General features: G+C 68.9%; 16 protein-coding genes. 12 read left to right on the forward strand and 4 right to left on the reverse strand.

Features of this window, described 5'->3' with window-relative positions:
• Positions 1-41: 41 nt before the first annotated feature.
• Both R4823_RS11870 and R4823_RS11875 read right to left on the reverse strand, forming a co-directional pair.
• The gene (locus tag R4823_RS11870) at positions 42-923 is read right to left on the reverse strand and encodes an amidohydrolase family protein (protein WP_338618753.1); all 882 of its coding nucleotides are present in this window, start codon (positions 921-923) and stop codon (positions 42-44) included.
• 14 nt (positions 924-937) lie between these two features.
• On the reverse strand, positions 938-1,387 hold the full coding sequence (locus R4823_RS11875) for a carboxymuconolactone decarboxylase (RefSeq protein ID WP_087841228.1): 450 nt from the start codon (positions 1,385-1,387) through the stop codon (positions 938-940).
• Positions 1,388-1,530: 143 nt separating this feature from the next.
• Here R4823_RS11875 and R4823_RS11880 point away from each other — a divergent pair, with 143 nt between their 5' ends.
• Positions 1,531-2,235, forward strand: a complete 705-nt coding sequence (locus R4823_RS11880) for a GntR family transcriptional regulator (RefSeq protein WP_087841229.1) — start codon at positions 1,531-1,533, stop codon at positions 2,233-2,235.
• A 4-nt stretch (positions 2,236-2,239) separates the two neighbouring features.
• On the opposite strand, the gene R4823_RS11885 is transcribed toward R4823_RS11880, so the two are convergent.
• Together R4823_RS11885 and R4823_RS11890 are read right to left on the reverse strand one after the other, a co-directional pair.
• Positions 2,240-3,049: an IclR family transcriptional regulator gene (locus R4823_RS11885; RefSeq protein ID WP_279818413.1), complete on the reverse strand. Its 810-nt coding sequence runs from the start codon at positions 3,047-3,049 to the stop codon at positions 2,240-2,242.
• 6 nt (positions 3,050-3,055) lie between these two features.
• Positions 3,056-4,183 carry an FAD-dependent monooxygenase gene (locus R4823_RS11890; RefSeq protein WP_279818411.1) on the reverse strand — a complete coding sequence of 376 codons (1,128 nt, stop codon included), beginning with the start codon at positions 4,181-4,183 and terminating at the stop codon, positions 3,056-3,058.
• A 356-nt stretch (positions 4,184-4,539) separates the two neighbouring features.
• On the opposite strand from R4823_RS11890, the gene R4823_RS11895 reads away from it, so the two are divergent.
• The 11 genes from R4823_RS11895 (at position 4,540) to R4823_RS11945 (ending at position 16,088) form a co-directional block, all read left to right on the forward strand.
• Positions 4,540-6,387, forward strand: coding sequence for a DUF2207 domain-containing protein (locus R4823_RS11895; RefSeq protein ID WP_087841232.1), 1,848 nt, complete (start codon positions 4,540-4,542; stop codon positions 6,385-6,387).
• A 26-nt stretch (positions 6,388-6,413) separates the two neighbouring features.
• Positions 6,414-7,181 (forward strand): type I methionyl aminopeptidase, encoded by a 768-nt coding sequence (gene map / locus R4823_RS11900; RefSeq protein ID WP_087841233.1) that lies wholly within the window; start codon positions 6,414-6,416, stop codon positions 7,179-7,181.
• A 113-nt stretch (positions 7,182-7,294) separates the two neighbouring features.
• The gene (folC, locus tag R4823_RS11905; RefSeq protein WP_087841234.1) at positions 7,295-8,620 is read left to right on the forward strand and encodes a bifunctional tetrahydrofolate synthase/dihydrofolate synthase; all 1,326 of its coding nucleotides are present in this window, start codon (positions 7,295-7,297) and stop codon (positions 8,618-8,620) included.
• A 60-nt stretch (positions 8,621-8,680) separates the two neighbouring features.
• On the forward strand, positions 8,681-9,493 hold the full coding sequence (locus tag R4823_RS11910) for an SPOR domain-containing protein (protein WP_279818410.1): 813 nt from the start codon (positions 8,681-8,683) through the stop codon (positions 9,491-9,493).
• Positions 9,490-9,978 carry a CvpA family protein gene (locus tag R4823_RS11915; RefSeq protein ID WP_087841236.1) on the forward strand — a complete coding sequence of 163 codons (489 nt, stop codon included), beginning with the start codon at positions 9,490-9,492 and terminating at the stop codon, positions 9,976-9,978. The genes R4823_RS11910 and R4823_RS11915 overlap by 4 nt, the downstream gene beginning before the upstream one ends.
• A gap of 29 nt (positions 9,979-10,007) precedes the next feature.
• A complete protein-coding gene (gene purF / locus R4823_RS11920; RefSeq protein WP_279818408.1) occupies positions 10,008-11,528 on the forward strand; it encodes an amidophosphoribosyltransferase in 1,521 nt (506 codons plus the stop codon).
• 281 nt (positions 11,529-11,809) lie between these two features.
• Entirely contained in the window at positions 11,810-13,543 is a 1,734-nt protein-coding gene (locus R4823_RS11925) for a nitrite/sulfite reductase (protein ID WP_338618755.1), read from the forward strand.
• Positions 13,536-14,054 carry a DUF934 domain-containing protein gene (locus tag R4823_RS11930; RefSeq protein ID WP_087841239.1) on the forward strand — a complete coding sequence of 173 codons (519 nt, stop codon included), beginning with the start codon at positions 13,536-13,538 and terminating at the stop codon, positions 14,052-14,054. The genes R4823_RS11925 and R4823_RS11930 overlap by 8 nt, the downstream gene beginning before the upstream one ends.
• A 3-nt stretch (positions 14,055-14,057) precedes the next feature.
• A complete protein-coding gene (gene cobA, locus R4823_RS11935) occupies positions 14,058-14,819 on the forward strand; it encodes a uroporphyrinogen-III C-methyltransferase (protein ID WP_338618757.1) in 762 nt (253 codons plus the stop codon).
• Positions 14,820-14,843: 24 nt separating this feature from the next.
• Positions 14,844-15,551: a MarC family protein gene (locus R4823_RS11940; RefSeq protein WP_087841241.1), complete on the forward strand. Its 708-nt coding sequence runs from the start codon at positions 14,844-14,846 to the stop codon at positions 15,549-15,551.
• Between the two features lie 21 nt (positions 15,552-15,572).
• A complete protein-coding gene (locus tag R4823_RS11945) occupies positions 15,573-16,088 on the forward strand; it encodes a disulfide bond formation protein B (RefSeq protein ID WP_087841242.1) in 516 nt (171 codons plus the stop codon).
• Positions 16,089-16,095 lie beyond the last annotated feature (7 nt).

The raw sequence follows: 16,095 nt of genomic DNA on the forward strand, positions 1-16,095 counted from the left end.
GGGGGGTCTCCTGGATATTTATGGTGGGGAAGGGGCGCGGATCACGCCTGCCGCGGCACAGGCTCGAAGCCGTACAGCGCCTGCGGGTTGTCGACGAGCATCCGGTGGCGGTCGGCCGCGTCGGGTACCCAGAGCGGGATGAGGTCGACCAGGTCGCCGTCGTTGGGCATCGGGCCGGTATGGATGGGATGGGGCCAGTTGCTGCCCCAGATCATGCGATCGGGGCGCGCGGCCACCACGCGGTGGATCATCGGCAGCATGTCGGCGTGCGGGTAGGGCTGGCTGGACAATCGATACAGGCTGGCCAGCTTGATCCAGCAGCGGTCGGTGTCCAGCAGCGACATCACCGTCGCGAAGGACGCCGAATCCAGCCCCTCGTCCGCGCGGATGCGCGCCAGGTGATCCAGCACGTAGTGGCAACGCAGCCCGCGCAGCCGGTCGGCGACGGCCACCAGTTCCTCGGAACGGTGAAAGTGCAGCAGCAGGTGCCAGCCCATTTCGTCGGCCTCGGCGGCCAGGGCTTCCAACTGGTCGAAGCCTACGCCGCCGGAGACCACGGTCGACATCCGGAAGCCGCGTACGCCCCGCGCATGCAGCGCCTCGCGCTCGCGCAGCGGCGTGCCGGGCGGCAGCACAGCGATGCCCTTGATGCGGGGGCCGAGCCGTTCCATGGCGTCCAGCATCGCGGCGTTGTCCGTGCCGTGGGCGCCGCCCTGGACCAGCACGCCGCGGTCGAATCCCAGCGTGGCCAGCATGTCGCGGTACTGGTCGGCCGAGCAGTCTTCCGGCGTATAGCTGCGGTCGGGCGAGAACGGGAAGCGGCCCCGGGGACCGAAGATATGGGCGTGGCAGTCGCAGGAGCCGGGGGGCACGGCGAAGGCGGGCGCGCGGGTATCGCGGTCCGGGCCGGGGCAGGCTTGCATGGCGGGTTCCTTGTTCAGGCCTGGGCGGCCAGTTCGCGCTCGCGTTCGGCGATGCGGATCAGCATCTCGGCACCGCGGTTGGCGGCCGAGACACCCCGGAATACGAAGGCCAGGTTCACCACGGCCTGCATCTCGTGCCAGCTCGCGCCGGCGCGGCGGGCGGCCACGCCATGGATGACCGCGGCGTCGCTCAGCTCGGCCACCAGCATGGCGAAGATCAGCAACTGCACCTGCTTGTCGTCGAAATGGGCGGTCTCCAGCGCGTGCGCCCGGACCTTCTCCTGCAACTCCACCATGAGCGGATCCAGCGCGCCGGTCACGTCCAGCCGGGCCTCGACCCGCGGGGGCAGGAAACCGGCCATCTGGCGGTAGCTGGCGGCGCGCTCTTCCTTGGTGGCGAGGGGGTCGGCATAGGAGCCGAAGGTTTGCTGGACGAAATCCGGATCGGGACGCGAGCGCTGCATGAAATCTCCTTGATCGATTTAAATATAGTAATCGATTATTTTTTGTTTCTTCAATTTTTTGTTTTCATCGATAATTCTTACGAGGACGTATCGAAGCCGCTAGAATGCACGTTGCGCCACGCGCTTTCATTCCGAGTTCCAGCATGACCACACTGACCGATACGTCTTCCGCAAGCGCCCCCACGCTGTCCACCACCCTGGTCGAGGCCCTGCGGGGTTCGATTCTTGGCGGCACGCTGCTGCCCGGCAGCAAGCTCAGGCTGGACGAGTTGCGCGAGCAGTACGACGTCAGCCTGAGCCCGCTGCGCGAAGCGCTGACGCGCCTGGTGTCCGACGGGCTGGTCGTGACCAACGACAAGAAGGGCTACCGGGTGGCGCCGGTCTCGGCCGACGATTTCCGCGAGGTCACGGCCCTGCGGATGAACCTGGAGGTCATGGCCCTGGGCGAGTCGATCCGGCGCGGCGACGAAAACTGGGAAGATGCGCTGGTGGCCGCGTACCACCGGTTGAGCCGGCTCGAGGCCGCGGACCGCAGCGGCGACAAGCTGCCGGCCTGGGAGAAGGCGCACCGCACCTTCCACATCACCTTGTTTTCGGCCTGCGGCATGCCGCTGCTGCTGCGTTTTTGCAATACGCTGCATGACCTGAGCGACCGCTACCGCCGCCTGTTCCTGGCCAGCAATTCGCCCGACCGGAACGTGCCGGCGGAGCACGAGGCCATCTACCAGGCCGCCCTGGGCCGCAATGCCGAACTGGCGTGCGACATCCTGCGGCAGCACCTGTCGCGTACGGGGACGAATCTATTGAGCGTGCTGCCGGACGGGGAGTCCGGCGCGGCCGGCCGTTGACCGCTCAGTTGGCGGGCGGGTAGCCCCGGCTGCCCAGCAGCGACGACAGGTCGCGCGCGGCCTGCAGGACGACCTGTTCGGTGCGGGTGCGGGAATCGGCATCGGCGCCGAATGCCGCCTCGGGGCCCGCCACGCTGATGGCCGCGGCGGCCTCGCCCAGCGCGCCGAACACGGGCGCGGCGCAGGAGTTGATGCCTTGCTCGAATCCCGAGAAGCTCCAGGCACAGCCGCGTTCGCGGTCGGCCGCCAGTTGGGCGCGCAGCTTGCCGGCCTGGGCCGCCGCCGCGGGATCCGCGGCCAGCAGCGCATCCAGGATGGCCGGCGGTTGCCAGGCCAGCAGCATGCGGCCCGGCGTGGTCAGGTGCGCCGCGACGCGGCTGCCGACGCGCACGCTGCTGATTAGGCCGGCCTCGGGCATGTCGCGCAGCAGGTAGACGACGTGGCCGCCATCGAGCGCGGCCAGGTAGGCGGAGACGTTCAACTGGCGCCGCACGTCGGCCAGCACCCGGCGGCCCAGGTCCAGCATGTCGTTGGCCGCGGTGGCGGCGGTGGCCAGTTTCAGGAACGGGAGGCCGATGCGGTGCCCCCCCTGGGGCAGGGCTTCCAGCACGCCTTCGTGTTCCAGCGTGGCGATCAGCCGCATGACCGTGACGCGGTTGACGTCGATGCTGCGGCCGACCTCGCTCAGGTTGGACGTACTGCCGCCGTCGACCACGTAGCGCAACAGCCGGAACGCCCTGACCACCGGCGAGACCAGGGCGCCGGGCTTGCCGGCGGATTCGTCGCTGTCCAGGGGTTCTGCGGAAAATGACATGGAAGATCAGGCCAGGGGCACGGTCCAGGCATTGTATTCGTACACCCAGTCGGCATTGCCGCCTTCCTTGAGCCAGTTGTTGCCGCGCGAGCCGATCTGGACCCGCGCGGTGCGGTCGTGGCGGGCGGCCTCGTAGCGCTTGAGGGCTTGCGCGGGCGCATCGGGGGTGTCCGCCAGGTAGCGGGCCAGCACCACGGCATCCTCGATCGCCATGCCGGCGCCCTGGGCCATGAAGGGCATCATGGGATGGCAGGCGTCGCCCAGCAGGGTGATGTTTCCGCGCGACCAGGAAGGCAGCGGGTCGCGCACGTACAGCGCGGACTTCAGCACTTCGTCGCAGGCCGCGAGCAGCGCCCGCGCCTCGGGATGGAAATCGGCGTAGGAGGCGCGCAGTTCGTCGACGCTGCCCGGCATGGTCCACGACTCATGGCGCCAGCTGTCCTGGGGCGTGGTGGCGAAGATGAAGATATCGCGGCCCAGGTTGAGCGGGAAGGTGACGATCTGGGTCTCGGGATTGGGGCCCCACCACTTGGTGAAGGCGCCCAGGTTGGGCACGCCTTCCAGGCGCGAGGCCGGCACCACGGCGCGATAGGCCACCACGCCGGTGAAGTCGGGATACTCGTCGCCCAGGAGGTGCTTGCGGACCGTGGAGTGGATGCCGTCCGCGCCGACCAGCACGTCCACGCGCTGGGACGTGCCGTCCTCGAAGCGCACAGTGATGCCGTCCGCGCCTTCGTCTATGCCCACGGTGCGCTTGCCGAGGTGGATCGTGGCGGCGGGCACGGCCTGCTCCAGCGCGGCCAGCAGGTCGGCCCGGTGCATGGTCAGCTGGGGCGCGCCATAGCACGTTTCGGCGGCCTGCGACATTTCCAGGCGGGAGGTTTCCTCGCCCGTATCCCAGGTGCGGCTGATGCGGTGCGTGGGGCGGGCCGCGGTCTTGCGCAGTTCGTCGCCCACGCCCAGGCCATCCAGCGCCAGCACGGCGTTCGGGGTGAGGTTGATGTCGGCGCCGACGCGCGCGAACCTGGGGGCCTGCTCGAAAACCACCGATTCCAGGCCGAGCTTGCGCAGGGCGATCGCCGCTGCCAGCCCGCCTATGCCTGCGCCGCTGATACCGATGAGGGGCGATGCCATGGAACTTCTCCTGTGCCGTGCTGGGTTGTACAAAAATGAACGATAAGTTCAAAAAATTCTAGAGACGCGGCAACCGGATGTCAATGGGAAAAACACCTGCGCCTGGCCAGGAAAGGGCACGCACGCAGGCGCCGCTGTGACGAGGAAACAACTTGAGACGGGCGCGAGCGCCCGGGCGCGCGGTCGATGGTACAGTCCTGCCAAAACAAGGCTGGTGTCATGTCTGAGAGCGGATCGCATCCCCGGGCCAAGGCGGCCCACGTCGTCACTTTCCCCGTAATGGCCGCCGCCGGGCCGGCTCGCGGATCCGCGCCGCGAGGGCCGCTTCCTCGATCCGCCCGGTGACGAGGCCGGGCATGAGATCCTGTCTGCTGGCCCTGTGCTGGCTGTTCGTCCTGGCCGGGCCGGCGCGCGCGGACGAACGCATCCTCGAATTCTTCAGCGACATCAAGGTCGAGCGCAGCGGTGACCTCCTGGTGACCGAGAACCTGCGCGTACGCTCCGAAGGCAAGCAGATCAAGTACGGATTGCAGCGGGATTTCGCGCGCTTGTACCGGCGCGCCGATGGCAGCCGCGCGGCCGCCGGTCTGGACGTCGTCTCGGTGCGGCGCGACGGCCGGGCCGAACCGTTCGTTTCGTCGCGCCTGCGGGACGGCGTGCGGATCTCCACCGGCCGTCCGGACGTGGTGTTCCGTCCCGGCGAATACCAGTACACCCTGGTGTATCGCGTCACGCGGCAGTTGCAGGCGGCCGGCGCCGAGGACAGGCTGGCCTGGGACGTGACGGGCACGGATTGGTCCCTGCCCATCGACCGGGTGCGTGTGCGGGTCGTGCTGCCGTCGGACGAACCGGTCCGGCAGGCCGCGGTGGCCGGCGGCGCCGGCGCGCCGGGGCGGGTGCAGGAAAAGGAGGCCGGACGCGTGGTGTTCGTCTCCACGCGCGTGCTGGAGCCAGGCCAGAACATGACGGTCGAACTCGGTTGGCCGGCGGGCGAGGTGCGGCGGCCCGGGCCGCTCAAGGCCTGGTGGTACGGTGTGCAGGACCACGCCGAGTTCTGGGTCGCCGGCGTCGGGCTCGCGCTGCTGCTGCTTTATTACCTGGCCGCCGCCACGCAGGCGTGGCGGCTGGGGCGGCATGACAGGACGCCGCAGGCCGATCCGCCGGAAGGCCTGTCCGCGCCCGCGCTGCGCTACGTATACCGCAAGGGCTATGACCGCTGGGCCTTCCTGTCCGGCATGATGGAATTGCTGGCCCGCCGTTCGGTGCAGGTGCTGGAGCGGGCGGACGGACGCTATCTCGAGCGCCTTCCCAACCAGACCGGCAGCGATGCGCGCCACGATCCGCTGCTCAACGCCATGCTGGGCCGTTTTTTCGCGGGCGGCCGCACCCTGCTGCGCCTGGACGGACTGTACCGGCGCTGCTACGACGAAGCGCAAGGCGGCCAGCGTGAATGGCTGGACGAGGCCTATGCCCGCTCGCTGTTCGTGGTCTACGGCGATCGCGCGCGCAAGGGGGCCTATCTCTGGATCGCCATGACGGTGGCCCTGGTCGGACTCGCCATCGTCCGCGAGGGCAATCCGCTGTCGTGGGCCGCCTGGGGCATCCTGCTGCCGCTGCCCGCGGTGCCGGCCTGGTTCGCGGTCTATGCGCAGTGGCGGGCCGGGGCGACCAGCCTGGCGAGCCGCACGGTGCTGAGCGTGCTGGGACTGCTGTGCCTGGCGGGCGGGCTCGCGGTGCTGGCTACGCACGTGGAGTCGGCCAGGCTGCTGCTGATCGGGCTGGCGCCGCTGGCCTCGCTGGTGCTGGTGTGCGCGGGCTTTCTCGGCCTGCGCGGCTATACCGCGCAAGGGCGGGCCCTGCGGGCCCGGATAGACGGCTTCCGCAGGTTCCTCGCCCGTCCGCCGGTCCTTGCGCCGGCCGATGCGGAAAGCGCGCTCGCCCGCTACGAACGTTACCTGCCGCATGCGCTGGCCCTGGGCGTGGATCGCCGCTGGGCGGCCGCGCATGCGGCGCAGGCGCGAAGCGCGGCCTCTGCCGCGCGGGTGGACATGCAGGCCCGCTATGGCGGCCTCCACGACCCGCTGGCCCGGCCGCGCGCGGTGATGCGCACGCTGGACCGCTGGGCCGCCAAGGCCTCGCCGGTTCGCGCCCCGCGCACCGCGCGCGGCGGGGATGCGGAAGAGGCCGGCGAAGGCCGGCGGTAAAATCGGGCAAACACGGAGTTCCCCGCATGGCAATCACCCTCAAGTCCCCGCAGGAAATCGAAGCGATGCGCGTGGCGGGCGGCATGGCGGCCGAGGTCCTGGAGATGATAGGCGAGTATGTCCAGCCGGGCGTCTCGACCGAAGAACTCGACCGCCGCTGCTACGAATACATCACCCAGGTCCAGAAGGCCATTCCCGCCAACGTCGGCTACCACGGCTTTCCCAAGACGCTGTGCACGTCCATCAACGGCGTGGTCTGCCACGGCATACCCAAGCCCGAGGACGTGCTGCGCGACGGCGACATCATCAACATCGACGTCACCGTGATCCGGGACGGCTGGCACGGCGACACGAGCCGCATGTTCTACGCCGGCACGCCGTCGCCGGAGGCCGAGCGCCTGGTCAACGTCACGCTGGAAAGCATGCTGCGCGGCATCGCCGCGGTGCGGCCGGGCGCGACGCTGGGCGACGTGGGCGCGGCCATCCAGACCTATGCCGAAGATGCCGGGTTCTCGGTGGTGCGCGATTTCTGCGGGCACGGCATCGGCCGCAAGTACCACGAGGCGCCCCAGGTACTGCACTACGGCCGGCCGAACAGCGGCCTGCGCCTGAAGAAGGGGATGGTGTTCACCATCGAGCCCATGCTCAACGCCGGGCGCCACGAGGTACAGGTGCTGGACGACGACTGGACCGTGGTGACCGTGGACGGTTCGTGGTCCGCGCAGTGGGAGCACATGGTGGCCGTGACGGACGACGGCTACGATATCCTGACCGCCTGGCCGAACCGCCGCTGAGATTTCCGTTCTGTCCGTGGCCCGCAGCGCCGGGCCATGCCGTTCCCGCCGCCGCGTCCGTATCGGCGCGGCGCGTGTTTCCCAGTCATCCTCTTGTCCTGCCGGTCGTATCCATGCCGTCTTCCGCTTCCGCTTCACGCCCCGACGCCCACAGCCCCCTGGCGCAGTGGCTGGCCTATCTCGAATCCATCCACAGCCGGCCGATAGACATGGGCCTGGACCGCGTGCGCGAGGTGGCCGGGCGCCTGGGGCTGGCCCTGGATGCGGTCACCATCGTGGTGGGGGGCACCAACGGCAAGGGCTCGACCTGCGCCATGCTCGAGGCCATGCTGCTGAGCGCCGGGTACAAGGTCGGGCTCTACACCTCGCCGCACCTGCTGGATTTCAACGAACGGGCGCGCGTGAACGGCGAACCCGCCAGCGACGCCGCGCTGACCGAGCAGTTCGCCGCCGTGGACGCGGCCCGTGGCGATACGTCGCTGACTTATTTCGAACTGACCACGCTCGCCATCCTGCGTCTGTTCGCGCAGTCGGGGCTGGACGCGGTCATCCTGGAAGTCGGGCTGGGCGGCCGCCTGGACGCGGTCAACATCGTCGACGCGGACTGCGCCATCGTGACGAGCGTCGACCTGGACCATGTCGAGTGGCTGGGCGACGACCGCGAGAAGATCGGCTGGGAGAAAGCCCACATCTACCGCCCCGGCAAGCCCGCCATCTGCGCCGATCCCATGCCGCCGCAATCGCTGGTGGACTACGCCGGGAGCATAGGCGCCGACCTCTGGCGCTTCGGGCGCGACTACAACTACGCGGGCGACAAGCAGCAATGGAACTATGGCGGCCGCCACCAGCGCCGCAACGCGCTGGCCTATCCGGCGCTGCGCGGCGCCAACCAGTTGCTGAACGCTTCGGCGGCGCTGGCCGCGCTCGAGGCCCTGCACGACCGGCTGCCGGTGCCCCAGCAGGCGGTGCGGCTGGGCCTGTTGCAGGTGCAATTGCCCGGCCGCTTCCAGATCCTGCCCGGGCAGCCCACGGTGATCCTGGACGTGGCGCACAACCCCCACGCCGCCGCCGTGCTGGCCGACAACCTCGACAACATGGGGTTTTATCCGTACACCTATGCGGTGTTCGGGATGCTGGGCGACAAGGACATCGACGGTGTCATCGCCAAGCTGGGCGACCGCGTCGACCATTGGTATTGCGCCGGCCTGCCCGGGCCGCGCGGGCTGGGCGGCGAGGAGCTGGCCGCGCGCCTGCGGGCCCGAGGCGTCAAGGAAGACAAGGACTCGTCGATCCAGGCCTACGCCGACCCCGCCGCGGCCTATGCGGCGGCGCGGGAAAGGATGGGCGAGGGTGATAGAATCCTGGTCTTCGGATCTTTCCTTACCGTGGCAGGCGTGTTGGCGTCGATGCGTGCGGCCAGGCCCGCCCGCGCGGTCTGAGCCGGAGCCCCCTCAGGGGGCGGCGCAAGACCCTGCCGCCCGTTTCAGCCGGACGTATCAATGGGATTGCTCGAGCGCAAGAAGAAGGCGGCCACGACCACGGCCAAATCCAGCCGCGCCGGCTATGCAGCCGGGGCCGATTCGCAGGATCCCGCCCAGGAAGCGCGCCGCCGCGCCAGGCGCCGCCTGGTAGGCGCCATCGCCCTGGTCCTGGCGGCGGTCGTCGTGCTGCCCATGGTGCTCGATTCCGAGCCGCCCATGCTGCCGGACGACATCCCCATCCAGATTCCCGACCGCAACCTGGCCACGCCCGAACCGGTGGCCAAGGCGCCGGCACCCGAGGCGCCCGCCGCGCCGCCTCCGGCCGAGACGCCCGCGCCGCAGCCCAAGCCGGAGCCCAAGCCGGAGCCCAAGCCGGAGCCCGCGGCGCCCCCCGCGCCCAAGCCGGAGCCTCCGAAGCCCGAGGCGCCCAAGCCCGAGCCGGCGAAGCCGCTGGCCCAGCCCGAACCTCCCAAGCCCGCGCCGCCCAAGCCGGCGCCCAGCGACACGGCCCGCGCCGATGCCGCGCGCGCCGAGGCTGCCCGGGCCCGCGCCTTGCTGGAAGGCGGCACGTCCGCCCCGGCGGCGCCCAAGCCCGACAGCAAGGGCAGTTTCGCGGTGCAGATCGCGGCGTTTTCCACCGAGGAGCGCGCCAACGACATGCGCGACCGGCTCAGCGCCGCAGGCATCAAGAGTTTCACCGAGCGCGTGAAGACCGGCAAGGGCGACGTGTTCCGCGTCCGGGTCGGTCCCTTCGCCTCGCGCGAGGCGGCCGATGCCGCCCGGGCGCGTGTCAGCTCGGCCGGTTTCAGTAGTTCCATCGTGCCGCTGTGACCAGTTTCGACTACGGCGTCCTGCTGATCCTGGGCGCGTCGGTGGTGATCGGCCTGTTCCGCGGCCTGGTGAAGGAAGTCCTGTCGTTGATCGCCTATGTCGCCGCATTCGTGGTGGCGGTGCGCTACGGACCGCTGGCCTACGAGTGGCTGGCGGCGTATATCGAGAATTCGGGCCTGCGCGCGATCGTGGCCTACGCGGGCGTGTTCATTGCCGTGCTGCTGGCGGTAGGCCTGGTCAACGTGGCGCTGGGGCTGCTGCTCAAGGCCACCGGCTTGTCGCTGGCCGATCGCGGCCTGGGTGCCGTGTTCGGCCTGGTGCGCGGCGTGGTCATCGTGATGGTCCTGGTGGTGGCGGCGGGATTCACGCCCTTGCCCAAGGAGCCGTGGTGGACCGGAGCCGTCCTGTCTCCCTATGCGGAAGAGGGCGTGCGGGCGGTCAAGCCGTATGTGCCGGAACAGTTCGCGGACTGGATCCGCTATTAAGAAGTTTGTGCTGCTGATAAGAGGCTCTCATGTGTGGAATCGTCGGTGTCGTCTCGCACGCGCCGGTTAATCAGTTGCTCTACGACAGTCTGCTGCTGCTGCAGCATCGCGGTCAGGATGCGGCGGGCATCGCCACGTCCCAGGGCAATACCTTCAATATGTACAAGGCGCATGGCCTGGTCCGCGACGTCTTCCGTACGCGCAACATGCGTTCGCTGCCCGGAAACTCGGGCATCGGCCAGGTCCGCTACCCGACCGCCGGTTCCAGCTCCAGCGCGGAAGAAGCCCAGCCGTTCTACGTCAACGCGCCGTTCGGCATCACCTTCGCCCACAACGGCAACCTGACCAACTGGGAGTCGCTGCGCGAGGAGCTGTTCCGCGTCGACCGCCGCCACATGAACACCAATTCCGATTCGGAAGTGCTGCTCAATGTGCTGGCGCACGAGCTGCAGCGCGCCTCGAACGGCGTGTCGCTGGACGAGGACGCCATCTTCCGGGCCGTGTCGGCGGTGCACAAGCGCGTGCGCGGCGCCTATGCGGTGGTGGCCGAGATCGCCGGCTACGGCATGCTGGCCTTCCGCGACCCCTACGGCATCCGGCCCCTGTGCCTGGGCAAGGTCGAGACCGAGGGCGGCGTCGAGTGGATGGTGGCCTCGGAGTCGGTCACGCTCGAAGGCATGGGCTTCAAGTTCGAGCGCGACGTGGCGCCCGGCGAAGCCGTGTTCATCGACCTGAACGGCCGCTTTACCTCGCGCCAGTGCGCGGACAACCCGCAACTGAGCCCCTGCATCTTCGAATACGTCTATTTCGCGCGGCCCGATTCGCTGATGGACGGCGTGTCGGTATACAGCGCGCGCCTGCGCATGGGCGAATACCTGGCGGACAAGGTTGCCCGCAACTTGCGCCTGGGCGACGTCGACGTGGTGATGCCGATTCCCGACTCGGCCCGGCCGGCGGCGATGCAGCTGGCCGCGCGGCTGAACCTGGACTACCGCGAGGGGTTCATCAAGAACCGCTATGTCGGCCGTACCTTCATCATGCCCGGCCAGGCGGTGCGCAAGAAGTCCGTGCGCCAGAAGCTCAACGCCATGAGCGAGGAGTTCAAGGGCAAGAACGTGCTGATCGTGGACGACTCCATCGTCCGCGGCACCACCAGCGGCGAGATCGTCGAGATGGCCCGCGCGGCGGGGGCCAACAAGGTGTTCTTCGCGTCGGCGGCGCCTCCGGTGCGCTTCCCGAACGTGTACGGCATCGACATGCCCACCCGCAGCGAACTGATCGCCCATGGCCGCTCCGACGAGGAGATCGCCCGGGTGATCGGCGCCGACGCGCTGATCTACCAGGACCTGGCCGCCATGCGCCAGGCAGTCAGCGACATGAATCCGGCGCTGACCCGGTTCGAGTCGTCGTGCTTCGACGGGCATTACGTGACGGGCGACGTGACGCCGGAGTACCTGGACCACATCGAGCGCATGCGCAAGAGCCGTGGCGAGGAAAGCGGGGCCGGCGGCCTGCGCGTCAACATGGGCTCCGCCGCGAACGAAATGTGACCCCACCCCTACGCCCGCCCCCTGAAGGGGGCGGCGCTGGCGGACCGGCAAAGCCGGATCCGCGGCGCCCTGGGCCGATATGAGCGGAGGTTTTTGCCTCCGCTTTTTTTTAGATCTTTTTCTGTATATGCACATTACGAACCGGTCGTTTTATTCATAAGCCGGTCTTTGTAAGCTGCAAGCCTGGGTGCGCGCCCGCGCGGGATACGCATGCCCGCTCCGGCCCGAAGCGTCGGCGCGCTCCGCCCATCGCCAATCGGCCACATCTAGAGGCTTGCTGCATGTACCAGTATCAACCCGTCGATCAGTTGCTGGTCGATCAACGCGTCGCCCAGTTCCGTGACCAGACGCGGCGTTTCCTGAACGGGCAACTCAGCGAAGACGACTTTCGCACGCTGCGCCTGCAGAACGGCCTGTATATCCAGCGCCACGCGCCCATGCTGCGGATCGCCGTGCCCTACGGCATGCTGGCCTCGCGCCAGCTCCGCACGCTGGCATACATCGCGCGCAAGTGGGACCGCGGCTACGGGCATTTCAGCACCCGGCAGAACATGCAGTTCAACTGGCCCAAGCTGGAAGACGTGCCCGACATCCTGGCCGAACTGGCCAAGGTGCAGATGCACTCGATCCAGACCAGCGGCAACGACATCCGCAACACGACCACGGACCAGTTCGCCGGCGTCGCGCCGGACGAGATCGTCAATCCCCTGGTCTGGTGCGAACTGATTCGGCAGTGGTCCACCTTCCATCCCGAGTTCGCGTTCCTGCCCCGCAAGTTCAAGATCGCGGTCAGCGGCGCGGTCACCGACCGGGCCGCGGTGGGCGTGCACGACATCGGCCTGCAGGCGGTCGAGCAGGACGGCGAGATCGGTTTTCGCGTCTGGGCGGGCGGCGGCCTGGGGCGCACGCCGCTGGTGGGGCAACTGATCAACCCGTACGTGCCCTGGCAGAACCTTCTGACCTATCTGCAGGCCATCCTGCGGGTCTACAACCTGCATGGCCGGCGCGACAACAAGTTCAAGGCGCGCATCAAGATCCTGGTCAAGGAATTGACGCCGCAGGTGTTCGCCGAAGAGGTCGAACGCGAATGGCAGCATCTGAAGGACGGCCCGGAGACGGTCACCGCCGAGCGGATCCAGGCCATCGCCGAGCGCTTCACGGCGACGCCTTATGCCGCCGACCCGGGCCCGGACACGTCGGCCCAGCACGCCGGCAATGACCCGCGCTTCGCGCGCTGGCTGCGGCGCAATACCCATCACCACAAGGTCCACGGCTATGCCGCCGTGACGCTGTCGCTCAAGCGCACGGGCGTGCCGCCGGGCGACATCACCGCCGACCAGATGGACGCGGTGGCCGACCTGGCCGACCGCTACAGCTTCGGCGAGATGCGCGTCTCGCACGAGCAGAACCTGGTGTTCACCGACGTGGCGCGAAGCCAGCTCTACGAACTGTGGAAGGAGCTCGACCAGCTGGGCCTGGCCACGCCCAACATCGGTTTCCTGACCAACATCATCGCCTGCCCGGGCGGCGACTTCTGTGCGCTGGCCAACGCGGTGTCGATACCGGTGGCCGAGGCGATCCAGCGCCGCTTCGACGACCTCGACTACCTGCACGAGATCGGCGAACTGGACCTGAACATCTCCGGCTGCATCAATTCCTGCGGGCATCACCACGTGGGCCACATCGGCATCCTGGGCGTGGACAAGGCCGGCGAGGAGTGGTACCAGGTCACGCTGGGCGGCCGCCAGAGCGGGGCCGCCAAGCCGCTGCCGGACATCGAATCCATGCGGGGCGCCGGCGCGGCGATCGGCCGCGTCATCGGCCCGTCGTTCGCGCGCGAGGAAGTGGCCGACGTGGTCGCCACGCTGGTGGAGACCTACATCGACCTGCGCGACAGCGACGCCGAGCGCTTCATCGACGTGGTCGAGCGCGTGGGCATCGATCCCTTCAAGACCCGCGTCTACGCCGAGCGCCAGCAGGCCAAGGCGGCCCAGGTGGAGGCCGCTCATGTCTGAGTCGCAGCAAGCCGCCACGCTGATCCGGCACCGCAACCTGGAGGTCGACACCTGGAAGCGTTTCGAGCCCACCGAGACCCGGCCGCTGCCGGCCGATGACGAGGACTGGCTCGTGCCGCTGTCCGTGTGGCGGTCGGCGCGCGCCGAGCTGCGCGGACGCCGCCGGCCCGTGGGGGTGCTGCTGGGGCCCGCCGACGATCCCGCCGAGCTGGCCGAGGAGGGCAGGATAGACCCGACCGGACTGGCGCTGATCGCGGTCGATTTTCCCATCTACACCGATGGCCGGGGCTATTCCATCGCCTACCTGCTGCGTACGCGGCTCGGCTGGCAGGGGGAGCTGCGAGCCGTGGGCGACGTGATGATAGACACCGTCCACTACCAGGCGCGCTCGGGTTTCGACAGCTTCGCGATCAAGCCCGGCCACGATCCCGAGCAGGCCCTGCGGGCTTTCGGCACCTTCACGGCCGCCTACCAGCAAAGCTATCCGGTTCCCGCCGCGCGGCAGGGTTGATCCATGGGCAAAGTCTATCTGGTGGGCGCGGGCCCTGGCGTGGCGGACCTGCTGACCGTGCGCGCGGCCCGGTTGCTGCAGCAGGCCGACGTGGTCTTCCATGACGCGCTGGTGGACGGCGAGGTGCTGGCGCTGGCCCCCCGGGCCCAACTCGTGGCCGTGGGCAAGCGCTGCGGGCAGTTGTCCACGGTGCAGCAGTTCATCAACCGCCAACTGGTCGATGCCGCCCGCCGGCATGCCTGCGTGGTGCGGCTCAAGGGGGGCGACCCCATGCTGTTCGGGCGCGCGCAAGAGGAGATCGCCGCCCTGGCCAAGGCGGGCATCGAGGTCGAGGTGGTGCCCGGCATCAGCGCGGCCTTCGGCGCCAGTTCGGCGCTGGGCCTGTCGCTGACGCGCCGCGGCCTGAGCCGCAGCGTCGTGTTCCTGACGCCCGCCGTGGGCAGCGGCGAGCGTCCCCACGCCTGGGCGGACGCCGCCCGGGGCGCCGATACCGTGGTGCTGTACATGGCCAGCCGCCAAGCCGAGGCGATCGCCCAGGGGCTGATGGCCACCGGCATGCCGCCGGGACGTCCGGCGGTGCTGGTCGAGAATGCCAGCCTGCCGGCCCAGCGCGTGCTGCCGACCACGCTGGGGCGCCTGCCCGAGGCCGCGCAGCAGCTGGGCACGGGTCCGGCGCTCATCATGGTGGGCGAGATCTACGCCGAACTGCTCGAGCAGGCCGCGGGCCGCCTGGAAGCGGAAACGAGGCGGACGGCTGCGGCCTGACTTCATTTCTCTTACACTTCGGTCATGTTGATCGAAGACTACGGACTCGCGCTGGGCAAGAGTTTCCTGTTTTCCCTGGCGACACTGCTCCCCATCCTGAATCCCACGGCGACGGCACCGATATTCCTGTCCCTGACCGAGGGCGCTTCCCCCGGCGTGCGGGAGGTGCTCGCGGCCCGCATCGCCCGCAACGTTCTCCTGCTGCTGTTCGCGGCGATGCTGATCGGGTCCATCGTGCTCGATTTCTTCGGCATCTCGCTGGCCATCGTCCGCGTGGGCGGGGGGCTGCTGGTGGTCGCGAGCGCCTGGCGCCTGCTCAACTCCAGCGATGGCGGCGCGGAGCGCTCGGCCCGCCTGGCCGAGGGTTTCACCGTTGAAATGGCCAACCGCCGGGCCTTCTATCCCCTGACGTTCCCCATCGCCTGCGGTCCGGGCTCCATCGCCGCGGCCATCACCGTGGGGGCGAGCCTGCACGATCACGCCTCGCTGTTCATCAGCGGCACCCGCATCGCCGGCGCGGTGCTGGGGCTGTCGCTGGTGGCGGCATCGGTGCTGCTGTGTTTCCGTTATGCCCAGCAGTTGCTGCGTCTGCTGGGCGATACGGGAACTGTCGTGTTCCTGCGCTTGTCAGCATTCATTCTGCTTTGCCTCGGGGTCCAGATCGTATGGGATGGGGCCTCCGAACTGCTCCTGAGCGTACTGCGCCAGGTCCCGCTGCACCCACCTACCTGAGAGCCCTCGCGGCCTTTATCCATGAAAACCGTACTCGTTGATCGCCTGCTCGCATTCGCCGCCATCGCCAGCCTGGGAGCCGTGGCGGTCGCGCTGGTGTCGCAGCACGTCTTCGACATGCAGCCCTGCGCCTGGTGCGTGCTGCAACGCCTGATCTATCTCGCGATTGCGGTATTCGCAGTGCTGGGGCTGGTTCTTCGCCGGCTGGCGGCGGCGCAGAAGGCCTGCGCCGGCATCGTGGCGGTGCTGGCGCTGGCCGGCGTCGCCACCGCCATCTACCAGCACAACGTGGCGTCCCAGCTGATGAGCTGCGACCAGACCTTCGCCGACCGCTTCATGACGGGCTCGGGCCTGGATGGGGCGCTGCCCGCGGTGTTCGGCATCTATGCGACCTGCGCCGACGCGGCGGTGGACCTGCTGGGCGTACGATACGAGATATGGAGCGTGCTGCTGTTCGCGGTGCTGGCCGTGGCAGGCATTGCCGCCCTGATGCTGCGCCGGCGTCCGCGATCGCTGTTCGCGGGCGGCGCCCAATAGGAGTCCG

This window comes from Pigmentiphaga sp. CHJ604, from assembly GCF_036972535.1.
Lineage (GTDB): Bacteria > Pseudomonadota > Gammaproteobacteria > Burkholderiales > Burkholderiaceae_B > Pigmentiphaga > Pigmentiphaga daeguensis.